Origin of the sequence: Cupriavidus pauculus, assembly GCF_008801835.1 — a bacterium.
Taxonomy (GTDB): domain Bacteria; phylum Pseudomonadota; class Gammaproteobacteria; order Burkholderiales; family Burkholderiaceae; genus Cupriavidus; species Cupriavidus pauculus.
Window position 1 is genome coordinate 1 of the sequence record NZ_VZOW01000020.1, and the last position, 18,269, is coordinate 18,269.

Sequence of the window (18,269 nt, forward strand, 5' to 3'; positions counted from 1 at the left end):
GCACATCAACCTCACCGGCGATTACCTCTGGCGCAGCAGCGCCAAGATCGGCGCGGGCAAGTTCAGGCCGCTACGACCGCTGCAACCGGCTTAGCGTGCTTTATTTTCCGTTTTCTGAGGCGACCCCAAATAGTGATTCGAGCGACATCCCGAAGGTCGAGGACGGCAGTTCGGGCGTTATCGCGGTCACGCGCGCGCTGCGGGTACTGGAAGCGTTCGGCGTCAATGACCCACAGCTCTCGCTTGCCGAACTGAGCCGACGCACCGGCATCCACAAGACCACCGTGCTGCGCCTGGCTCGCACGCTGGCGGCGGACAACTATCTGGTGCAGAAAGAAGACGGAAACTGGCGGCTGGGCCGCGCGGCGGGTTGGCTGGGCGCGTGCTACCAGGCCACCTTCAACGTGCAGGAGGTGGTCGAGCCGGTGCTGCGCGAGTTGACGATGAAGACCGGTGAAAGCGCGTCGTTCTATGTCCGCGAAGGTCAACAGCGAACCTGCCTGCTCCGCGTGGAAGGCCCGCAGGCGATCCGCCATCACGTGCGGATCGGCGCGGCGCTGCCGCTGGACAGTGGCTCCCCGGGGCGGGTCATCCTGGCGTTTTCGGGCGAGCCCGGGGAACTGCACGAGATGATTCGCCGCCGCGGCTTTCATCTGTCCCTCGGCGAGCGCGAGCCCGAAGTGTCGAGCGTATCGGCGCCAGTGTTCGGTCTGCATTGGCGGCTACTGGGGTCGATGTGCATATCGGGGCCCACTTCCCGCCTGAACGAAACGCGCTTGCTGGAACTGGCGCAGACCGTGGTCGATGCGGCCAACAAACTTTCCTATGCCATGGCGGGGAGCCAGCGGCCCGTCACACCGCTCGAGAAACCGTCGACCTGGCACCCCTGAGGCGCGGCGAGGGCCATGCAGGTGTCGTCCTGAAACTTTTCGGCGTGGTGGGCGTCGCTATGGGGATACCCGCTTGGGGATGATGCAGCGAGGAACCTGAACGATGAACATGGCCATCCTGGTGAACCACCCGTGGTTTGGCACGGCAATGGGCGCGGTGGCGGCGATACTGCTCGGTTTGCTGGTGCATCGGCTTGGCAGCCTGCTGCTGCTGCGGATGACGCGCCATACGCCGGTGCTGCACGCCATCGTGGCAAAGTCGCGCGTGGCGGCAACCGCGGTGGTGCCGTTGATGCTGTTGCAGACGACATGGCAGGCCGCACCGGATGACCTGCGCTGGATCGATAGCATCCGGCATCTGAATGGTTTGCTGCTGATCGTCGCCACCACTTGGTTGATCGTGCGGATCATCGCCGGATTTGCGCAGGGCATACTCGACCAGCATCCCGTCGATGTCGCGGACAACATCAGCGCCCGGCGCATTCACACGCAGACGCGCGTGATCTCCCGCATTGCGATGACGCTGGTGGTGGTAATGGGCACCGCCATGTTGTTGATGACGTTTCCCGGCGCGCGGCAGGTGGGCGCAAGTCTGCTGGCCTCGGCGGGTGTGGTCGGCCTGATCGCCGGTTTCGCTGCCAAGCCCGTCTTCAGCAACATGATTGCCGGGCTGCAGCTGGCGCTGACGCAGCCGCTGCGCCTTGACGATGTGCTGATCGTCGAGGGCGAATGGGGGCGCGTGGAAGAAATCACCAGCACGTATGTGGTGCTGAAGATCTGGGACGAGCGCCGCCTGATCATCCCGTTGCAGTACTTCATCGAAAAGCCGTTTCAGAACTGGACGCGCAACAGCGCGCAGATCATGGGCGCGGTGTTCTTCCACGTCGACTACGGCATGCCGCTTGCCCCGCTGCGCGAGGCGTTGACGCGCATCGTCAAGGAGCGGCCCGAATGGGACGGGCGCTTCTTCAATCTCGTGGTCAGCGATACGACCGAAAAGACCATGCAGTTGCGCGTGCTGTGCACCGCCGCGTCATCGGGCCTGGCGTGGGATCTGCGCTGCGCCATCCGTGAAGCGCTGATCGACTTCATGCAGCGCGAATACCCGCAGTTCCTGCCGCGCCTGAGGATCGAAGGCGAAAGCGCAGCGTCGCAGACGCCAGGCTAGGGCGCCGGCACCCGTGCGCGCGATTGGCGTTCGCGCAGTTCCTGGCCTCGGAACGACCCGAACCGGTTGGCGTAAAGCCAAGTGAACTCCGCGCCGAGCAGAAAGATTTGCGCGGAGTAATACACCCATACAAGAATCACGACCAAGGACCCCGCCGCACCGTAACCGGTGGCGATGCCGGTCTTCCCGATATAGAGGCCGATCAGCAGCTTGCCCACCGTGAACAGCGCCGCGGTGACGGCTGCGCCGAGCCACACATCGGGCCAGCGTACGTCCGCATGCGGCATGATCTTGTAGATCATGGCGAACACCACGGTGACCATCACGAAGCCCAGCGCCATGTCGATCATCTGCGCCAGCCACTCGGCGTCGCCCAGCATCGGCGACCAGTATCGGCCCATCGCCGCCAGTGCCGCGCTGGCCACGAGCGACACGATCAGCAGAAAGCCGATGCCCAGGATCATTCCAAACGACAACACGCGCGCGCGCAGCAGTTCCCAGATGCCCGACGGCTTCTTGCGTTCGGGCACGCGCCAGATGCGGTCCAGCGCATCCTGCAACTCGGCAAATACCGTCGTGGCACCCACCAGCAACGTGACGGTGCTAAGCACGGCGGTCAGCGATCCCTTCGCCGGAGAACTTAGCGACACCAGCATGTCCTCGATGGCACGCGCGCCTTCATCGCCCACCAGGCCACCGATCTGCGCCACAACCGCGCCACGCGCGGCTTCGTCGCCATACGCGAGCCCGGCTACCGCAATGACGATCAGCAGCAGCGGCGCAACGGAAAACACGGTGTAGTACGCCAGCGCCGCCCCCATGCTTGGCGCATAGTCGTCGCGCCAGGCGGTGACCGTGTCTCTCAGCAACCGTAGCAACGTTCCGGCGGTCGGCCTTGCCCCGACCATTCGCTGTGCTTCCCGCATGATGTGCCTCCCGCTGCAGTCTCCTGCTGAAAGGCTAGCGTCTCGCGGCGACCCGCAGCTATCGGTCGCGGTCTGACACGCGGCGGCGGCGGCATGAAAAACCTTCGCATCTCACGTGACGGCAGCCGCCACAAAGCGCAGCGTGCCCGCCAGTCGCGCAGGCTCGCCGGTGTCGTTTGGATGGTTGACCCCGTCCACAACCGGCATTTCGGCGAAATCGAACGGGCTGACGCCGTCCAGGCAGGCCACATTCACGCCGAACAGGTTTGGATTCGATCTGCGCTGCAGATGGGTGTGAATGCCGCAGCGGGAACAAAAGAAATGCTGCGCCGTGCCGGTGTTGAACCGGTAACTGGTAAGCATCTCTTCTCCCTGCACAAACTGGATGCCGCCTATTTCCGCCGCGACCACCGCCGCGCCGCGCATGCGGCAGTAGGAACAGTTGCATCGACGGACCGTATTGAGCCCGTCGCTCAGCGTGACCACAAAGCGCACCGCGCCGCAGTGGCATTTTCCCGTCCGCTGGTTCGTATCGGTCGACATATTGGGGGTATCTCCGTCATGCGGTGCCAGCTGGCAATGGTTAAACGGTATGAGTGCGGAAGAGCGTCACAGGCGCCGAAGCAGGATATCTATCTTATTGCGGTCTGACAAACGAGATAAATTTGCGATTTCCTTTAAATAATCTATCGCGAGAGGGTCGCCACAAAAGCGCTGCCGCTGCGTCATCCGAACTCGACGGAAGCCAGTTCGGCTGCAAGGCATCCCACTTCGGCGGGATGGCCCGCACAGAAGGACAGCCGCAGAATCGCGATCCGCGGCCAGGATGCTGCAAACATAAGACATAGGGAAGAGGTCGCATGGACCAGCGTTTATCGCGAAAGACTCGGGCGCTTCGAATCGCTGCTCTTGGGATTTGGGCAGCATGCATGTCGGGCTCGGCCAATGCGCACGGCGGCGGCCTCAATGCCGAGGGCTGCCACACCAATAGAAAGACCGGCGAGTATCACTGCCACCGAGGCTGGGCGACCAATGCTGGCGCCACTTCAAAGTCCTCTGTCAGTCCCGATGGGCGTCCGGGTAACGCCAATTCCTTTCTGTCCGGTCGGCAAACGCCGAGCGGTCAAACCTGCTACACCGGCCCCCGGGGTGGCACATATACCATCACCGCGAGTGGCCGAAAAAACTACGGCGGTTGCTGAAGAACCCTGCGTGTCTTCTCAGGCAAGTGCACGCAGCGCCAACCTCGTCGCCGAATCGGTATACGACTAGGTCGATAACCGGACGGGGTCTCGAGGGAGAGACCGTTCGTCGGCATTAGTGCGCCCACGTCACGGGAACCTTCGCCGAGCACGCCGTAATCTTGCCCAGCCAGTTTCTGCTGGTTTGCACGGTGACACGACTCTCCTCAATTGGCGCGACCTTCCTGGCCCATCGATCGGCAAGACTGTTAGCCACGCTACGGGCTGCTGTTGTGCAAGCCGAGACCGCTGTGGTGTGTCGTATCGTGAAGTCCGGATATCGGTGGAAAACCAGCAACGTAAAACCGTCGGGCGAATATTCGGTCGCGTACTCCGTCGACACGTCATACGTCGACAGTTGGCGGCCTGAAGACGATGGCGCCGGCGTGGAGCAGGCGGCCAACATCGAGCAGACGATCGCTGCAGCAATTTTCTGACATCTCACAGCGCAACTACCTGCCTTGCCCATAGTGCCGTGTTCCTCGGATCTGCATGTTTGAATGGGGCTGGATGTTACCAAAAACAAAGGCGCACCAATTGAGCGCCCCTCTGCCAGGAGGGTGGGGCAGGGCAGCCCGCTTCTTGAAAGCGATGAGCGAGTCACGGTGGCAAAAGGGCGTTCGCGTACCCAAAATCGGGGAAACTGCGTAATCACCAAAAATGCTAGAGTAGCGCAAATCTCGCCACACCCAATATAGAGCGAGCCGGGCGTCAGAGCCTTCGAATACCGGGGAAAACCGATGAGTAAAAAAACGGGATGGGGTCATCCAGGTCTTGCCATGCACGTATTTGTCGCCGCGTCATTGCTGTTTGCCTTAAGCGGCTGCCAGGACGATACGCCGACACCGCCAACGACTGCCGCCTGCACAGGTTCGGCATGCAATGCCAATCCGGATCCCGAGACGCCCGCACCGGTCACACCGTTGTGCCCCGCTGCACTCGACTACGGCACCACCTTCACTGGCGCCTCTGCCGGTGGGGAGTACATCAAGCTCAGCATCGACACCGCGACCCGGCGGTACCGGATGACGTTTGTGGAGTCGTCGGTGCCAAGATCCACCGGCCAACTCCAGAACACCCGGGCGGGCCTGACGATCGAGGGGGACTTCACTCATCCCGCTACCCTGCCGACCGCCGAACAGAATCGCTGCGCCATCGTGCTGCAAAGCGGCCAGACATCAGATGGCAGCTACGCGGCGACGATCAATCCGGCCAATCCACCCATGCTCTTTGTAGGATTTGGCGTTGTCACAGGCGGGTCCCCGGGGGCGACATTTCAGTTCGATGGTATTGAGCTGGCGCCGGGCACCGTGATTGCTGCCGTGCCCAAGCGCAGCTTCGACAGTTTTCCGTTTATCGGTTTTGCGGTGACGGAAACCGATCTGTCCCAGGTAGCGGGCCGCTACCATGTCGTTGGCATGTATCTGACGCCGTCGGGCTCCAGCTACCAGACGGCCGCTCCCCAAGGCTGGGAGCCGGAGCCCGTCAACTGGACGGAAACGCTGAATGCAAGCGGTTCATGCGCTGCCGAGGGAAATGGATATTCCTGCCGCACTACGGGCACGCCATGGACGCGACGCCACAACGCCGATGGATCACAAGACAATGCATTCGCGAGCAGCAGCGTGTCGGCGGGCGTACCTTACGTAACGGTCGGCAACGCCCAGCCCATCGTATTGCTGCAGCCTTCGCTGGCACACGGCATCATGATCGTCGGCAAGGTCGGCAACCAGCGGATTCCTGTGGTGGCACGGATCGGATTCGTCAACCATCCGCCAGGGAATCTGCTGACCTCGGTCGTCGACGACCAAGTCGGGCTGTCATTGCTGGTGCCGGCTACCGCCGTGCAGGCCAACGCCTTTGACGGTAAGTACGTCGCGGTATCGTCCGCCGCACTGTGCGGCAAGGTCGCCAACAACGGCCCAAGCGGCTCTCCAGCGGTCGCCATGGGCGTGTTCGATCCGAGCGTCGATCATCCCGATCTTCCGGGGGTTTACAGCGGATCGCTATTCCACCCTGATGCGGGTAACTGCCTCGATGGATCGAGCACGTCAACGCCGGCGGCCATCTACGTGGGCAACCTGTTCCATGGAGCAGACGGCGTGCAAGCAGGTGCCACCGTATCGTCCGCAACACCATCGCTGTCGTTGGACTATGCGCAGACCGTGCCCGGCAAGGTGAAGGTCAGCGCGTTGCAAGCATTCAGTACGCAGGGCCCCTCCGGAAATATCCCGCTGTTTAACGTCGGGGATATGGGCGTGATGGTCAGGAACGGGCCGGTTTACGCGCTGATCATGAATTCGAACAAATACAACCCCTTTGTGCAGTTCGGCATGGCGCTCCCTTGAAGCGGCGACTGCTGGCGGACGCCATTTGTCAGACTCCAATGCAGAAGAACGGTGGCGGAAGTTTTGCGTGATATGCCGCCGTTGTCGCCAATGCGACGAAAGCCGTGGCCTACAACAGCCTCGGTGCGTAAAGCGCACCCTGGAACTCTGGAACATATTCGTACTTGAGCATCTTGCCCAGCTTCAGGGATTTGATAAACAGCGACAGGCTTCCGTCCGTCAGGCCCAGATGGACCGCTTCGGCACTTGAACTCGACGCGTGCGAAAGCTGCCGGGAGGTTGTATGGCCGGTGGTCAACCGTCCCTGCTGGTCGATATTCGTGAAGCTGTTCGTCACGAGCACTACCTTGTGCGACACACTGTCCAGCTTGCTCGCCTCCAGCTTGACGTCGACCTTGCCCGTTTCGCTGTCCAGAATCTCGACGACGACCGAACTGTCGGTCTCGCGATAGTGGATGCCCGTCAGCCACTTCGGCAGGTTGTATCCGACGACACCACGCACCCGCGCAAGTTCGGTATTGACGGGCAATTTGAGTACGTAGCCCCAGAAGTCATTCGACATGGCCTGGCTCATCAGCGTCAAGGGTCCGAGGCTGACGCCATCGGGCCGTGTCGTGATGACCGATAGCCCAATCTCGTTGTAGCTATCGTTATCGCAGTAGCGATACGCATAGGCCGTAAGTGCGACCAATCCTCTGCCGGGCCATACCTGAAGCGGCTGCACCTTTTTAAGCACAGCCGGGGGCATCAATTCTCGAAGCCGGTCAATGTCCGCGGTAAAAATGGCGGTAACTCTGCTGTTCTTGTAGTAGAAGTTCGGCGAATACGATTCAAAGCCAATATCGACTTTCTCTTTCTTGAGTTTTCTGAACCAACTCAGGTCCACATCCGGCGCTTCGGCCTCGATGACGGCAAGCGACGGGTTCGAACGAAAGCGGTCATAGAGTCCGCCCTTTAAAACTGGAACCCGATGGCCAGCGATATCGATGCTTGTGGTGGGAGATGGCGTGGCATCGGCCCAAGCAGGCGTCAGGGTGGTGCCGAGAACGGCACCGGTTACAGCAAATTTGCGGATCGTCATTTCGTGGTGCAAGGGTAGAGGTGCATGTCGGGTTGGGTCGTCGGTCAGACAACAGCGCGCTCGCTAACCCATCGCCGGTACTTTCTGGCGCGCCATGCATCGCTGGTTTGCTGCAAGATCAGCGCGCGCAATGGCGACACACGCGCGTTCGTCGGCTTGCCGCGGCTGAGCTGGCGCAGTTGGAACTTGACCGCCGCCATATTGGCCAGCGATGCCAGCGCCTTGTTTTTCCAAGTGATAGGGGGCAGGACTGGCGCCGCTTGCTGCCCGGCCCGCCAGACGCGCGGCAGCCGCGGGTTGATTGCGAGCGCGGTGCCGATGCCGACCATGTCCACGCCGCTGCGAATCACCTCCTCAGCCACGGCAAGGCGGCGGATGCCTCCGGTGACCATGATCGGCATCTTCGCCACGGCGCGAATGTCCCGGGCGAATTCCAGAAAGTACGCCTCGCGGGCCAGGGTGCGGCCATCGCGAGCCTGACCTTGCATCGCAGGGGCTTCGTAGCTGCCGCCGGACAGTTCGACCAAGTCGACGTCCAGACCGTTAAGCATTTGCACGACTTCGCGCGCGTCATCGACGCTGAACCCGCCACGCTGGAAATCGGCGGAGTTCAGCTTGACCGCCACCGCAAAACTCGGTGAGACCGCCGCGCGAACCGCCCTGACGATCTCGACCAGCAGCCGCGCGCGATTTTCCAGCGGGCCGCCCCAGCGGTCTGTTCGGTGATTCGTTAGCGGAGACAGGAACTGGCTCACGAGGTAACCGTGCGCGGCATGAATCTGGACGCCCGTGAAGCCCGCCTGTTCGCCTAACTGCGCCGTCCGCGCGAAGCGTTGGATGACGTCGACGATCACTGCTTCCGTCATCGCCTGCGGTGGGTTGAAGTGTTTGGACATTTTGCCCAGATCAATGGCTACCGCGGACGGTGCCCAGGTAGCTTGCCCCAGGCTGGCAGGCATCTGGCGGCCCGGGTGGTTGATCTGCAGCCAGAACTGCGCGCCGTGGGCGCGGCCTGCGCTGGCCCACCGTTTAAATCGCTCCAGGTGCCGCGCGTTTTCCAGTACCACGCCGCCTGGCCCGGTCATGGCTCGGCCGTCCACCATGACATTGCCAGTAAGCAGCAAGCCGGCGCCGCCATCCGCCCATGCGCTGTACAGGCGAATCAGCGCGTCGGAAGGCGCATGGTCGGCGTCCGCCATGTTCTCTTCCATCGCAGCCTTGGCGATGCGGTTTGGAAGGCTTGAACCATTGGGGAGGGGGAGTATGTCGAACACGGTCATGAGATCACCTCGTTAGAGCGTGCCTCGACTTTAAGGTTATAGTTAACTTGAAGGTCAAGCGGTTTTTTGCGATGTCGCTCCGGCCCAATCCACTGTAGGATTGAAGCTCACTTCAAGGTCAATGTTTTTTGGTTATGAGGATAGGAGAACTAGCGCGGCGCAGCGGCTTGTCAGCCTCTCGCATTCGCTTCTACGAGGCCGCCGGCCTGATCACAGCCGTGGAGCGCTCGTCCAACGGCTATCGCGACTACTCGCCCGACGCGGTGTGGATTCTGGAAATCATTGCCAGCGCACAAGCCGCAGGATTTTCCCTCGAACAAATCCGGCATTTGCTGCCGCTTGGATCGGGGAACTGGCAGCATGATGAATTGCTGGATGCACTCAAGCACAAGGTCGCCGAAATCGAAGACATGCAGAAGCGACTGAAGGCCAACCGCGCCAAACTGCTTGCCGCTATCAAGAATATCGAAGAGCGGCCTGCGGAACTGGATTGCGCAGACGGAGCGCAATGGGTGATGGATCGGCTGCGCGCAAAGGGCGCGGTCGTGAAGGACAAGCGTCGCCGTCCGGGTACGAAGTGACCTTAATATCCGGCACGACTTCTATCGCCCGTAGGCCGTTGCACGGCTCAAGGCCCACGTCGACCCGGCGCCTGGAGAAGCGCCTCACGGAGTTTTTTTAACGTCACGTTTCAAACGACTGTTGCCGCTTGCGCGCGCGGAATCGGGTATCGGGAAACCTCACGCACGCCGGCGGCAAACCCAGTTCTGGCAAGGCTTTCAAGCAGTTGGACCGTGTTTAGTTTCGCTAATTTCAGCGCCAATTCGCATTAAATGCAATTGAACATGGTAAAAGCTTGTGCCAAGTGATCCAGTGATCGCTACCATCTGGACATCGCTGCCAATGGAGATAGGTATGACTGGATCTCGCCGCTTCAGCGTGCCGATGCAAGTGGTGTTGTTCGGCGCGTTGGCAACATCGCCGGGCTGGCTTGGCGCCGCCACCAAGACGACGACGTTCGCGGTGCGGCTGACATTGACAGCCGATTGCACGATCTCCGCCAGCGATCTCGACTTCGGCTCGCACGGCGTGCTGGCTGCCAACGTCGACCAGACCTCCGCGCTCTCGGTCACTTGCACCACGAACGCGCCGTATCAGGTCGGCATCGATGCCGGCACCACGGCAGGTAGTTCTATCGCCAATCGCCTGATGGCCGGCACCGGCGCAACTACGGTTCAGTACCAGATCTATCGCGACAGCGCACGCTCGCAGGTCTGGGGCAACACGCCCGGCACCGATACGGTGGGCGGCACCGGCAACGGGTCGGCGCAGGCCATCACTATGTACGGGCGCGTGCCGACGCAGCCAACTCCCGCGGCGGGCACCTATACCGCCACCGTCACCGCCACCGTAAATTTCTGATGGCCATCGCCGCCTTCGGGCGGCGCCGCGCATTGCCTGCATGGGCCGCCTGCGTGCTGTCCGCGTTGGCGCTTTGCCCGCCGGCGCACGCCACATCGCTGCAAATTTCGCCTGTCCGCATCGACCTGCCGGCTGGCCCTGGCGCCGCGGCGATAACACTGCGCAATGCGTCGGGTGCCCCGATCCATGCCCAGGTGCGCGTATTCCGCTGGACCCAGGCCGATGGTGCGGACGTATTGACGCCGACCGACGACGCCGTTGCCAGCCCGCCGATCCTGCGCATTGCCGGCAACGCCGAGCAGATGGTGCGCGTGGTCCGTCCGTTGGATCCGGTGCTTCGCAACGACGCGAGTACCAGCGCCGTGCCGCCGACCGAGACCGCCTACCGCCTGCTGATCGACGAACTGCCGCAGCGCGAAGCACAGGTCGACCAATCCGGCGTGCGCGTGCAGTTGCGCTACTCGGTGCCGGTGTTCGCCGGCACGCCAGCGGACGCGCCCCTCCGGCTCAAGCTGACGATGTGGCGTGACCAGGACGAATGGAAACTTGCGGTGCGCAACGATGGTGCCCGCCATGCACGCATCAGCGGCGTGGCGGTGATCAACGGCCCGCAGCGCGTGACCGTCACCGAAGGGCTGCTTGGCTATGCGCTGCCAGGTGCCACGCGCATCTGGAAGATCCACATGCCTGCCGGCTTTGCGCCAACCGGGAGCGTACGGATCGAAGGCGACATCAATGGCGAGCCGCGCACACTGCCGGTCGGGCAGGGCAAGCCAGTTGCGGGCTCATGACATGGCGCACGGATTCCCTGCATCTGCACCGCAATGCGCTGCGCCGTCTTGCGATGGCCGTCTGCTTGCTGGCGACCGCCGTGGAGCACATTGCGGCATGCGCCCAAGGGGTCGAAAAGGTGCCCGGCCACACTGCATATCTCGAAGTCATCGTCAATGGCGAATCGACTGGCAGTGTGGCGCGGTTTACCGATCGCGACGGCATGTTGCTGACGCCGCTTGAAGAACTGCGCGACCTGGGACTGCAAGCCGACCCGGCACTGGTCGACGCGCAGGGGCTGGTAGCACTCGATCGACTGCCCGGCGTGGCGTGGCGTTATGACGCGGCGATGCAGCGCGTGTACCTGACCGTCGACGACAGTCAGCGCATCCCCACGCAACTGGGCACGCGCAGCCGGGTGCGCCCGCCGGTTACGCCGGGGCTGGGCTTCGTGCTGAACTACGACGCCTATGCGCAGCCTGACACCGGGCAGCAGTTCGGCGTCTATAGCGAGCAGCGGTTTTTCCATCCGGGCGGCGTGTTTAGCAACACGGGCGTTGCCACCGCATATGGCGTCGATACTCGTTACGTGCGGCTCGATACCAACTGGACACACGCCGATCCCGGGGGCATGCAGTCGGTGCTGATCGGCGACATGATCACCGGCGCGTTGCCGTGGTCGCGTCCCGTGCGGTTGGGCGGCGTCCAGGTGCGCCGCAACTTCGGGCTGCGTCCGGACCTCATCACGTATCCGCTACCGGCGCTGAGCGGGTCCGCAGCGGTGCCCGGCGCGGTCGATCTATACATCAACAATGTGCGGCAATACTCGGGGCAAGTGCCGAGCGGGCCGTTCGTGATCAACAACGCGCCTGCGCTCAGTGGCGCGGGCCAGGCCACCATCGTGGTGCGCGATGCGCTGGGGCGCGACGTCAGCACTACGGTGCCGCTCTATGTTGACGCGCGGCTGCTGGCCCCGGGCTTGTTCGACTACTCGCTCGAAGCGGGCTTTCTGCGTGATGGCTATGGCGTCGATTCCTTTCGCTACGACAGCGCCCCGGCCTTTAATGGATCGGCGCGCTATGGCCTGAGCGACGGTGTCACGCTGGAAGGCCACGGCGAAGCGTCGCGCGGCGTCGGCGTGGCTGGCACGGGCGCGCTGTTCCGGGTGCCAGGCAATGGCGTACTCAATTTGTCGGCCAGCCTCAGCGCATCCGGCGGCACGCAGCTCGGGCTTGGCTATCAGTGGCGCACGCCGCGCCTCGCCATCGATGTGCAGGGGACGCGTACCGTCGGCCGCTATACCGATCTGGCGGCGCGATCGGGCGCACCGATGCCCAGCGCGTTGTATCGCGCCACGGTATCGGTGCCGGTCCGCCGCAACGGCAATATTGCGGCCAGCTATGTCGACCTGTCGGATCCGGTGTACGGCGCGGCGCGCATTGGATCGCTGGCGTGGACCTCGCAGTGGAACAGCCGCACGTCGTTCACGGCCAGCGCCTATCGCGACTTTGCAGCGGGCTCGTCGTATGGCGTATCGATGACGCTCACCTATCTGATCGACAGCACCACCACGGCGTCCGCCACGCTCGGACGAGACGGCGGCAATCCAACGCTGATCGGCGCGGTCAGTCACGCCACGCCCTACGAGGGCGGATGGGGCTGGCAAGTGTCGGGACGGAAAGGCGCCGGGCTGTGGCGCGGCTATGCGCAGGCCAATTTTCGCGGCAGCTACGGCGATGTGTATGGCGCAGTGCAGGATTTGCAAGGGCGCGTAAGCACACAATTTGGCGCCAGCGGGTCGCTGGTGGCGATGGACGGCACCGTGATGGCCGGCCGGCGGATCGACCAGAGCTTCGCTCTGGTGTCCACCGGCGGCGTGGCAAACCTGCCGGTGCTGGTGGAGAACCGTCGCATTGGCAACACCAACGACAGTGGCCATATCCTCGTGCCGAACCTGCTGCCCTACGACGCCAACCGCATCGAGATCGATGCGCTGGCGCTGCCGGTCAACACGCGGCTCAGTTCCACACGCTTGTCGATCGCGCCAGCCCTGCAGTCGGGCGCGCTGGCCACTTTCTCGGTCGAGTCCTACCGCGGCGGACAAGTGGTGGTACATGACGAAGCCGGCCGGCCGCTGCCGCCCGGCACCGTGATCGTACGCCTGGAAAGCGGTGCGCGCACGGTGATTGGTTACGACGGCCTGGCGTTCTTCGACGCACTCGATGACGACAATACATTCCGCGCCGATACGGCCGACGGCGTCTGTACCGCGCGTCTGCATTACAGCGCCAGCGCCGATCCGCTGCCGAAGTTGGGGCCCGTGGCATGCCTGCGGGAGGCGTCATGATACGTATGGCGCTGGCCTTCGTACTGGCGCTGGCGGGCTGGACGCAACCCGCCTGGGCGGTCTGCACAGCCACGGCGCCCTCGGTGGCTTTTGGCAGCTACAGCCCTGTCAGCGGCAACTCCGGCGACGTGCAGGGTGTGATCACTGTCACGTGCACCGGCGTGGCCGTATCAGCACGCGTACGCGCCTGCATCAATATCGGCACCGGATCGGGGGGGACATCGGTTTCGCCTCGTACGCTGGCCAACGGCGCGAGCACGCTGAACTTCAACATCTACACCGATAGCGCACGCACCCAGCCATGGGGATCGCGCAGTACAGGCACCGCCGCGCCACCGGTCATGCTCGACTTTGCCGCACTGCTCGGCAATGGCAGTGCCAGCGCCAGCTACTATGCGCAGCTACCGGCCAGCCAGACTGCCGCCACCGTGGGCGCCTACACGTCGCAGTTCACCGGCCTAAACGCCGAAGTCACCTATATCGAATATCTGCTGTTGCCGCCCGATTGCAGCCAGCTCTCATCTCCCAGCATTCCAATGACGTTCACCGCCAGTGCAAACGTGATCAGCGATTGCAATATCTCGGCCACGCCACTCGATTTTGGTGCGGTCGGATTGCTTGCCGGGAACCACGATGCCACCAGCACGCTTACCGTGCAATGCACGCAGGGCGCACCGTATTCGATCGCGCTCAATGCTGGGGTGGGCTCGGGCGCCACCGTGGCGGCGCGCCGCATGACACGTAGCGGCGGCACGCAGATGGTCGCGTATCAGCTATTCTCGGACGCCAACCGGACGCAACCCTGGGGAGACGGCACGCAGGGTACGACGGCGGTCTCCGGCACAGGTAACGGCGTGGCGCGGACTATCACGGTCTACGGCCGCGTGCCGGGGCAAACGACGCCGCAGGCCGGCAGCTATGCCGATACGGTAACGGCTACCATCACCTATTGAGCGCGGTGTCGCCCCGGTCTTGTGCCATCGCCTGATTGAAAGGTCGCCTATGCCCGGGCGGTTAACGATCAGGTCCCAGGTGGGGCGATGTTTCTGCCGCATCGGCCGACGCAGCCTCTGGGCGCGGCGCAGTCCCTTTACGCATAACCATGTGCGTGTTTGTTCGTTCCTTGTAGAGGCGGCAGCCCCTAGAGTCGGAAGCTTGTCCCATCCGACCCATGACCATTGGGCCTTCGCCATGACCGCCTCCCAGTTATTTCATGCTGCCGCTCCAGGCACCGACATCGCCAGCCGCCGCCACCACGCCGTAGCCCGGTTTATCGACGACACGCGCCAGTTGCTCGGCAACGCCGATGTGACCGACAAGTCCGTGCTTGAACCCGTGGCAAGGGCGCTTGAAGCGCTGGGCCAGCAACGGGAATTATTCCCTGACGCGCACTTTCCGGTGTCCGCCAGCAACCCTGCGCAGGTCTACCGCCTGGCCGAAGATCTCGATGGCCGATTCGCGCTGTATGTCTCGGCGGGTCTGCCGGGAAAGGCGCAGCCGCCGCACGATCACACCACCTGGGCGATCATCGCCGGCATCACGGGCCGCGAGCGCAACCACTTCTATGCGCGCGACGCGACGGACGACCCGGTGCGCGACAAGCTGCGCGAAATCGGGGAATTCGATGTCGTGGCCGGCGCTTCGGTCACGTTATTGCCCGACGATGTGCATACCATCGAACTGATTGGCGAGGAGAACGGGCTGCATCTGCATTTCTATGGCCTCGCACTGGATCGGCTCGCGGGCCGCGTGGTGTTCGAGAGCAAGGCAGGCGGCAGCTATCGCCACTTCGGCCCGCCGCGCCGGCTGGCCGCGCCCGTGATCGTGGCAGAGGGGCTGAAGGCTGCGCTGAATGATGGGCAGGAAATCGCACTGCTCGACGTGCGGGAGGCCGGCGTCCATGCGAAGGGCCATCCGCTGCTGGCTGCTCCCGCACCGCTGTGGCGCCTGGAACTGCTGATCGACCGGCTGGTACCGCGTCGCGACACGCGCATCGTCCTGCTCGATAGCGGTGACAATGCCGACGCGCTCGCGCATCAGGCCGCGGCAAAACTTGTGCGACTGGGCTGGGGCAATGTTTCGGTGCTGGAGGGCGGCGTGGCCGCATGGGTTGCGGCCGGTCACGAACTGTTCAGCGGAAGTAACGTGCCAAGCAAGGCGTTTGGCGAGATCATCGAACATCAAAAGCACACGCCGTGGATCGATGTCGACGCACTGCACCGCCGGATTGAAGCGGGCGAAGAGATCGTCGTGGTGGACAGCCGCACCACGGAAGAGTTTGCCGATTTCAGCCTGCCGTTCGCGCACAGCCTGCCCGGTGCGGAGTTGGTCTATCGGATTGGCGAGTTGGCGCCGAATCCTGACACGCTCGTGGTGGTCAATTGCGCGGGCCGCACGCGCAGCATTGTGGGGGCTCAGACGTTGATCGATGCAGGCATCCCCAACCCGGTGGCGTCGCTCAAGGACGGCACGATGGCCTGGCTGCTGGCAGGCCGGACGTTGGCACAGGGACGCGTGACGGCGCTGCCGGAGCCTTCCGCGGCCACGCGCGACGACGCTCGCGCGCGCGCCGGGCGTGTGGCGGCACAGGCCGGCGTGCACCGGATCGACGCCAACGGCCTGGCAGAGCTTGAGGCCGCATCGCAGACGCGTACGCTCTACCGCTTCGACGTGCGCACGCGCAGCGAGTACGAAGCGGGCCATCTGCCAGGCTGGCGCTGGGCACCCGGCGGCCAACTGGTGCAGGCCACCGACGAGTACGTGGCTACGCGCCGTGCCCAAATCGTACTGGCAGACTTTGACGGCGTACGTGCGCTGACGACCGCCGCGTGGCTGGTGCAGCTTGGGTGGCATGACGTCTTCGTCTACGCACCGTCGGCGGACGCGGCGCTCGTGACGGGCCCGGAACCAGTCCGTGTGCTGGCATCGCGTCCGGCTGCAGCGTCGGTGTCATCTCAGCAGGCCGCGCAACGGCTGGCCGGGGGCACGGCGCGGCTGTTCGACGTGGAGCGCAGGTCGGCCTACGAGAAGCGTCATCCAGCCGGTGCGTACTTCGCTGTCCCGGATCGGCTCGAAGCGCTGATCGCCGACGTTCCGGCCGATCACGCCATTCTGATCACATCTTCGGATGGCGTGCTCGCACGCGTGGTGGCCGCGGAACTTGCGGCGCGCACGGGCCGCGATGTCCGCTACATAACTGGCGGCACGCAGGCGTGGACGGCTGCGGGGCTGCCCGTGGGTACGGGCGGCGAGCGGGTGCTGACCGGTGACGACGACTACTGGTTCAGCCCGTATCGGCATGCCGACGTGGCCCGGCGCAATGCAGGCTTTCAGGCGTACCTCGACTGGGAGGTCAACCTCGTGGAGCAACTCACGCGCGAGGGCGATATCGGCTTCCGCTTGATCGGGGCGGCCGAGACAGCAAGCTGAGGTAAAGGGCAAGAACGCACGATGGCACAAAGAGGGCAACGCCTCCTTTGTGCCATTCAGATCGCGCCGGATTGGATGTTCGTACAGTCGGGGCCGAAGTCGGGCGACACGTCGGTGAGTGCGCGGACCTGGTGCAGTTCGATTTCGCCCACATCCAGCCTCAGGCGATGGTGTGTTGGAACGCTTGCCGCAGATCGGCGATCAGGTCGTGTGGATCTTCCAATCCGATATGCAGGCGGATGACCGGCGCGTCGTTGCCGTGTTCCCGCCAGCTTCGGGACGCATTGAGCCGCTCGGGCGGCGCTACCAGCGCCAGACTCTCGTAGCCGCCCCAAGATGCGCCGATCGCAAACAGTCGCAGGGCGTTCACCAGCCGGCTGGCGGCGGCATGGTCGCTGCCTTTCAGCGCGAACGAAACCAGGCCACTGGCACCGGAGAAGTCCCGTTTCCATAGCGTATGGCCGGGGTCGTCAGGCAAAGCGGGGTAGAAAGTGCGCGCGACCTGCGGCTGCTGTTGCAGCCATTGCGCCACCGCTGTGGCGTTGCGCTGGTGCTGCGCCAGCCGTACGGGCAGCGTGCGGAGCCCGCGCAGCGCCAGGTAGGCATCGTCGGCGCCGATGGTGAGACCCAGCGCTTCGTGCGCGGTGCCAATGCGCTCGGCCAACGCCGGGCTGTCCACCACGACGGCACCCTGCATCACGTCGGAATGGCCTGCGATGTACTTCGTCGCAGCCTGGATCGAGATATTGGCGCCCAGCCGTAACGGCTGCAAAAACCAGCCGCCGCTCCACGTGTTGTCGATGGCCACGGGGACACCTTTTGCGCGAGCGATGGCGGTCAGCGCGGGCAGGTCGAGCACATCGAATAGCAGGGACCCAGGCGATTCCAGATAGACGAGCCGCGTCTCGGGGCGAATGAGCGTATCGAGGTCGTCATGTGCGGGCGAAAAATACTGGATCTCCACGCCCAACCGTTGCAGCAGGGTCTGGTCGACCCGGCGCAGTGGCGCGTAGACCGTGTCGGAGACCAGCGCATGGTCGCCGGGGCCGAGCAGCGCCAGCAGTACCAGCGTGATGGCCGACAGCCCCGATGGCGCAAGGAATGCACGATGCCCGCCTTCGAGCGTGCATAGCGCATCTTCCAGCGCCTCATGGGTGTCGAGGCCGTGACGCCCATAGGTGGCAATCCGCTCGCCATGCGAGCGGCGATGATGGCGGTCGGCCAGCGTCTCGACATTCGCGAAGCGGACCGTGCTGGTTCGCACCACCGGTACGTTGACCGGTCCGGCGCCATCGCGCAGCCGTGCCGAGCCGGCATGCAGCAGCCGCGTATGGACGCCGTCCACAGGGTTCTGACTCATGGTTGA

Annotated in this window: 16 protein-coding genes; 11 read left to right on the forward strand and 5 right to left on the reverse strand. The window is 63.7% G+C overall.

The window, feature by feature from the left end; all coding sequences use genetic code 11:
• The first annotated feature begins 95 nt into the window (after window positions 1–95).
• Together F7R19_RS19235 and F7R19_RS19240 are read left to right on the forward strand one after the other, a co-directional pair.
• Entirely contained in the window at window positions 96–890 is a 795-nt protein-coding gene (locus F7R19_RS19235) for an IclR family transcriptional regulator (RefSeq protein ID WP_407648910.1), read from the forward strand.
• Window positions 891–993: 103 nt separating this feature from the next.
• Window positions 994–2,058, forward strand: coding sequence for a mechanosensitive ion channel family protein (locus tag F7R19_RS19240; RefSeq protein ID WP_150981666.1), 1,065 nt, complete (start codon window positions 994–996; stop codon window positions 2,056–2,058).
• On the opposite strand, the gene F7R19_RS19245 is transcribed toward F7R19_RS19240, so the two are convergent.
• Window positions 2,055–2,966 carry a YihY/virulence factor BrkB family protein gene (locus F7R19_RS19245; RefSeq protein WP_061958844.1) on the reverse strand — a complete coding sequence of 304 codons (912 nt, stop codon included), beginning with the start codon at window positions 2,964–2,966 and terminating at the stop codon, window positions 2,055–2,057. The genes F7R19_RS19240 and F7R19_RS19245 overlap by 4 nt on opposite strands.
• A gap of 129 nt (window positions 2,967–3,095) precedes the next feature.
• Entirely contained in the window at window positions 3,096–3,527 is a 432-nt protein-coding gene (locus F7R19_RS19250) for a GFA family protein (protein ID WP_150981667.1), read from the reverse strand.
• Between the two features lie 386 nt (window positions 3,528–3,913).
• On the opposite strand from F7R19_RS19250, the gene F7R19_RS19255 reads away from it, so the two are divergent.
• From F7R19_RS19255 to F7R19_RS19265, 3 genes are all read left to right on the forward strand, one after another.
• Window positions 3,914–4,186 carry a YHYH domain-containing protein gene (locus F7R19_RS19255; RefSeq protein WP_223506141.1) on the forward strand — a complete coding sequence of 91 codons (273 nt, stop codon included), beginning with the start codon at window positions 3,914–3,916 and terminating at the stop codon, window positions 4,184–4,186.
• Between the two features lie 161 nt (window positions 4,187–4,347).
• Complete coding sequence (locus F7R19_RS29810) at window positions 4,348–4,662, forward strand: hypothetical protein (RefSeq protein WP_170292616.1); 315 nt, start codon at window positions 4,348–4,350, stop codon at window positions 4,660–4,662.
• A gap of 303 nt (window positions 4,663–4,965) precedes the next feature.
• Window positions 4,966–6,573, forward strand: a complete 1,608-nt coding sequence (locus F7R19_RS19265) for a DUF2957 domain-containing protein (protein WP_223506139.1) — start codon at window positions 4,966–4,968, stop codon at window positions 6,571–6,573.
• A 109-nt stretch (window positions 6,574–6,682) separates the two neighbouring features.
• Here the strand turns inward: F7R19_RS19265 and F7R19_RS19270 are convergent, their stop codons facing one another.
• Together F7R19_RS19270 and F7R19_RS19275 are read right to left on the reverse strand one after the other, a co-directional pair.
• Window positions 6,683–7,654, reverse strand: a complete 972-nt coding sequence (locus F7R19_RS19270) for an acetoacetate decarboxylase (ADC) (protein ID WP_211922760.1) — start codon at window positions 7,652–7,654, stop codon at window positions 6,683–6,685.
• Between the two features lie 44 nt (window positions 7,655–7,698).
• Complete coding sequence (locus F7R19_RS19275) at window positions 7,699–8,934, reverse strand: NADH:flavin oxidoreductase/NADH oxidase family protein (protein ID WP_150981669.1); 1,236 nt, start codon at window positions 8,932–8,934, stop codon at window positions 7,699–7,701.
• 134 nt (window positions 8,935–9,068) lie between these two features.
• Between F7R19_RS19275 and F7R19_RS19280 the strand changes: the two genes are divergently transcribed.
• The 6 genes from F7R19_RS19280 (at window position 9,069) to F7R19_RS19305 (ending at window position 16,903) form a co-directional block, all read left to right on the forward strand.
• Entirely contained in the window at window positions 9,069–9,515 is a 447-nt protein-coding gene (locus tag F7R19_RS19280; RefSeq protein WP_150981670.1) for a MerR family transcriptional regulator, read from the forward strand.
• 334 nt (window positions 9,516–9,849) lie between these two features.
• Window positions 9,850–10,356: a Csu type fimbrial protein gene (locus F7R19_RS19285; protein WP_061959558.1), complete on the forward strand. Its 507-nt coding sequence runs from the start codon at window positions 9,850–9,852 to the stop codon at window positions 10,354–10,356.
• Window positions 10,356–11,147: a fimbrial biogenesis chaperone gene (locus tag F7R19_RS19290; RefSeq protein ID WP_150981671.1), complete on the forward strand. Its 792-nt coding sequence runs from the start codon at window positions 10,356–10,358 to the stop codon at window positions 11,145–11,147. Before F7R19_RS19285 ends, F7R19_RS19290 begins: the two co-directional genes overlap by 1 nt.
• Window positions 11,144–13,474 (forward strand): fimbria/pilus outer membrane usher protein, encoded by a 2,331-nt coding sequence (locus tag F7R19_RS19295; RefSeq protein WP_150981672.1) that lies wholly within the window; start codon window positions 11,144–11,146, stop codon window positions 13,472–13,474. The genes F7R19_RS19290 and F7R19_RS19295 overlap by 4 nt, the downstream gene beginning before the upstream one ends.
• Complete coding sequence (locus F7R19_RS19300; protein WP_170292617.1) at window positions 13,471–14,427, forward strand: Csu type fimbrial protein; 957 nt, start codon at window positions 13,471–13,473, stop codon at window positions 14,425–14,427. Before F7R19_RS19295 ends, F7R19_RS19300 begins: the two co-directional genes overlap by 4 nt.
• A gap of 238 nt (window positions 14,428–14,665) precedes the next feature.
• Window positions 14,666–16,903, forward strand: a complete 2,238-nt coding sequence (locus F7R19_RS19305; RefSeq protein ID WP_150981674.1) for a rhodanese-like domain-containing protein — start codon at window positions 14,666–14,668, stop codon at window positions 16,901–16,903.
• Between the two features lie 160 nt (window positions 16,904–17,063).
• Here F7R19_RS19305 and metC read toward each other — a convergent pair whose 3' ends face one another.
• The gene (gene metC / locus F7R19_RS19310; protein ID WP_150981675.1) at window positions 17,064–18,263 is read right to left on the reverse strand and encodes a cystathionine beta-lyase; all 1,200 of its coding nucleotides are present in this window, start codon (window positions 18,261–18,263) and stop codon (window positions 17,064–17,066) included.
• Window positions 18,264–18,269 lie beyond the last annotated feature (6 nt).

What these genes read in the sequence shown, in the direction of transcription:
- F7R19_RS19240 (WP_150981666.1), top strand. Translation starts at nt 994, where the DNA reads ATGAACATGGCCATCCTGGTGAACCACCCGTGGTTTGGCACGGCAATG.
- F7R19_RS19245 (WP_061958844.1), bottom strand. Translation starts at nt 2,966, where the DNA reads ATGGTCGGGGCAAGGCCGACCGCCGGAACGTTGCTACGGTTGCTGAGA.
- F7R19_RS19250 (WP_150981667.1), bottom strand. Translation starts at nt 3,527, where the DNA reads ATGTCGACCGATACGAACCAGCGGACGGGAAAATGCCACTGCGGCGCG.
- F7R19_RS19255 (WP_223506141.1), top strand. Translation starts at nt 3,914, where the DNA reads ATGTCGGGCTCGGCCAATGCGCACGGCGGCGGCCTCAATGCCGAGGGC.
- F7R19_RS19265 (WP_223506139.1), top strand. Translation starts at nt 4,966, where the DNA reads ATGAGTAAAAAAACGGGATGGGGTCATCCAGGTCTTGCCATGCACGTA.
- F7R19_RS19270 (WP_211922760.1), bottom strand. Translation starts at nt 7,654, where the DNA reads ATGACGATCCGCAAATTTGCTGTAACCGGTGCCGTTCTCGGCACCACC.
- F7R19_RS19275 (WP_150981669.1), bottom strand. Translation starts at nt 8,934, where the DNA reads ATGACCGTGTTCGACATACTCCCCCTCCCCAATGGTTCAAGCCTTCCA.
- F7R19_RS19280 (WP_150981670.1), top strand. Translation starts at nt 9,069, where the DNA reads ATGAGGATAGGAGAACTAGCGCGGCGCAGCGGCTTGTCAGCCTCTCGC.
- F7R19_RS19285 (WP_061959558.1), top strand. Translation starts at nt 9,850, where the DNA reads ATGACTGGATCTCGCCGCTTCAGCGTGCCGATGCAAGTGGTGTTGTTC.
- F7R19_RS19290 (WP_150981671.1), top strand. Translation starts at nt 10,356, where the DNA reads ATGGCCATCGCCGCCTTCGGGCGGCGCCGCGCATTGCCTGCATGGGCC.
- F7R19_RS19295 (WP_150981672.1), top strand. Translation starts at nt 11,144, where the DNA reads ATGACATGGCGCACGGATTCCCTGCATCTGCACCGCAATGCGCTGCGC.
- F7R19_RS19300 (WP_170292617.1), top strand. Translation starts at nt 13,471, where the DNA reads ATGATACGTATGGCGCTGGCCTTCGTACTGGCGCTGGCGGGCTGGACG.
- F7R19_RS19305 (WP_150981674.1), top strand. Translation starts at nt 14,666, where the DNA reads ATGACCGCCTCCCAGTTATTTCATGCTGCCGCTCCAGGCACCGACATC.
- metC (WP_150981675.1), bottom strand. Translation starts at nt 18,263, where the DNA reads ATGAGTCAGAACCCTGTGGACGGCGTCCATACGCGGCTGCTGCATGCC.